Consider the following 2,112-nt stretch of genomic DNA (forward strand, 5'->3'; position numbering starts at 1 on the left):
GTCGTTGAACGCCCGGTTCAGAGTCGTCGTGATGACGTAAGGCTCAATGAAAATTGTCTTTGCCATCAAAAGCTCCAAAAAAGGCAGACATGTCCAGAGTGCGGAGCAAAGCCTGCAGGCCTAAATTCAGGCGATCACATGAATACATCGCATGGCCGGGATGGCTTGGGTCGCCCCTCATACCGTGGTCCATGAGGCATCGGCCAGTGCGGCCACACCGGTCAGCTTGACCAGGCTGTCGTTTTCACCCAGCGCAGCGGCGCCATCGTTCACGAGGATGTAGGTATCGGCGCCATAGCGGAAGGCAATGGCCTTGTTGGCGCCGGCCGTGGTGGCGGCCAATGACGCAGCTTCCAGCAGCGAGGACGAGGCAGTGATGCTGGCCAACTGTGCGGCGCTGGGAGCGGATTTGGAGGCAGGCGTTGCACTGGTCAACTGGATCACATCGGTCCCGCTCACGAAGTCAGTCACCTCGATCGCACAGCGGCCCAGCGCGGCAGCCGTGCCGATATCCAGGTCGCGTGCGGCAGCGCCCGCCAGAGCCGTGATGTTCAGCACGTCAGCACCGCCGCCCAGTGCAATCCGGTGGGCGTTGCCCGCACCGACGGTGACGGTATCGGCGCCATCGCCCGCTTCGATGACCACACGGGCACCCGAAGCGTCGTTGATGATGAACCTGTCAGCGCCCGAGCCTCCGGCGATACCCACCGACATCAGGCCCGTCGTGGCGAATGTGAGGCCCAGAGCCCCGGTCATGTAGGTGGCGTCGATCACTGCGACATGGGCACCGGTCACGGTGGTGTTCAGGGCCTGGCCACCGGTGATGACGATCTGCTCGGCCGACGCGGCGGTGATCCTGGCGCTGTTGGCAGTCGTTTCCGCCACGGTGCCAGCTTCGCTCCGAACCTTGATGTTTTCGACGCCTGCAACGACCACCTCGTCAGCGCCGGTCGCGTCGGCAAATGCAATGTAGGCAGTATCCGAAGCGCCGGATGTATCCCTGTAGCCGACAGTCAGGATGCCACCCCCTAGGGAATTCTGAATGCCGACGGTAGTGCGCAGCTCCAACCCCGAGAAGCCGACGGCACCGGCAGCTGAATCAATCCAGGCCTCCAGTGTCCCCACCGAGCGGCTTGCATCGAACTGTGCGGCAGCGCCCGCTGTAATGACCACCTTTTCGATGTAGCGCAACGCGGGGGTGACCCGTTCGCCGCCAGCCAACCCAGCCTTCAGCACGTCCAGGTCAATGCGCGCGGGGTCTTCAATCGCATCGGCGCTCGCCAACTGGCCTGGCACCAGGGCCAGGATGGTGTCGTGGTTGCCCGTGGTCTGAAACTGGCGTTGCGTCGCTTCAGGGGACAGCACGTCATTGCCATCGGTCAGGGACAGAGTGACGCCCACGCCCGGTACATACATCTGATCGGGCCCTCGGTTGGTCGCGGGGTCGCTGGAATAGAGATGAGAGGCTGCCAATTCGTTGTTCCAGCGCACGGCGGCAGGCGCATAGACGGCCAGGTCGCCCGTGGCGTTTTCCAGGCCCGAAAGTATCTGGCTCAGTTGCAGGGCGACGATGCCGGCATTGGCCTTGCCGACCGTGGTCATATAGTTAGTCAGTTCGGCCCGCAGCGGGGCGTTGGGCAGCAGACCGAACCGGGCCAGCAGCATGGTGGACAACTGGCCCTCGGTCTGGTCCTGGAACTGGCCAGTGAATGCCCGAGCCACCGCACTGACTCCCGTGGAGTTGATCGCCTCAATGTAGTATGTGTAGGTGTTTTGGCTGGGCGAGGCGTCATAGAAAACTCGAAACAAGGTCGAGACATCTGCATACGCACCTGAAATTTGTGACGGCATCGGACCCTCCTCCGTGCAGTGGTTGTTGATGCGGCAAGCTTAAGCCGGCCACCATCAGAAGGGTGTGCCTGGGGTCACAAAGAAACTTTTGGATACCCGCACGGTATGGGCGGCCCCAAGGGCCGCACTGAATGACCGAACATCGCGGCATTCCACGCCACCGCCGCGGCCTTGTTCACGGCCATATCGCCCGTGGCCTGCTCAAGGCCAGACAGTATCTCGCCCAGTTGCATGGCCACGATGCCCACGTTGCCCTTGCCC

1 protein-coding gene is annotated in these 2,112 nt (G+C 62.5%); it reads right to left on the minus strand.

Annotated features, from left to right (window positions below):
• Positions 1 to 177 precede the first annotated feature (177 nt).
• Positions 178 to 1,851 carry a bluetail domain-containing putative surface protein gene (locus PMI14_RS06745; protein ID WP_007851766.1) on the minus strand — a complete coding sequence of 558 codons (1,674 nt, stop codon included), beginning with the start codon at positions 1,849 to 1,851 and terminating at the stop codon, positions 178 to 180.
• Between the last annotated feature and the right edge of the window lie 261 nt (positions 1,852 to 2,112).

Origin of the sequence: Acidovorax sp. CF316, assembly GCF_000276605.1 — a bacterium.
Classification (GTDB): Bacteria; Pseudomonadota; Gammaproteobacteria; order Burkholderiales; family Burkholderiaceae_C; genus Acidovorax.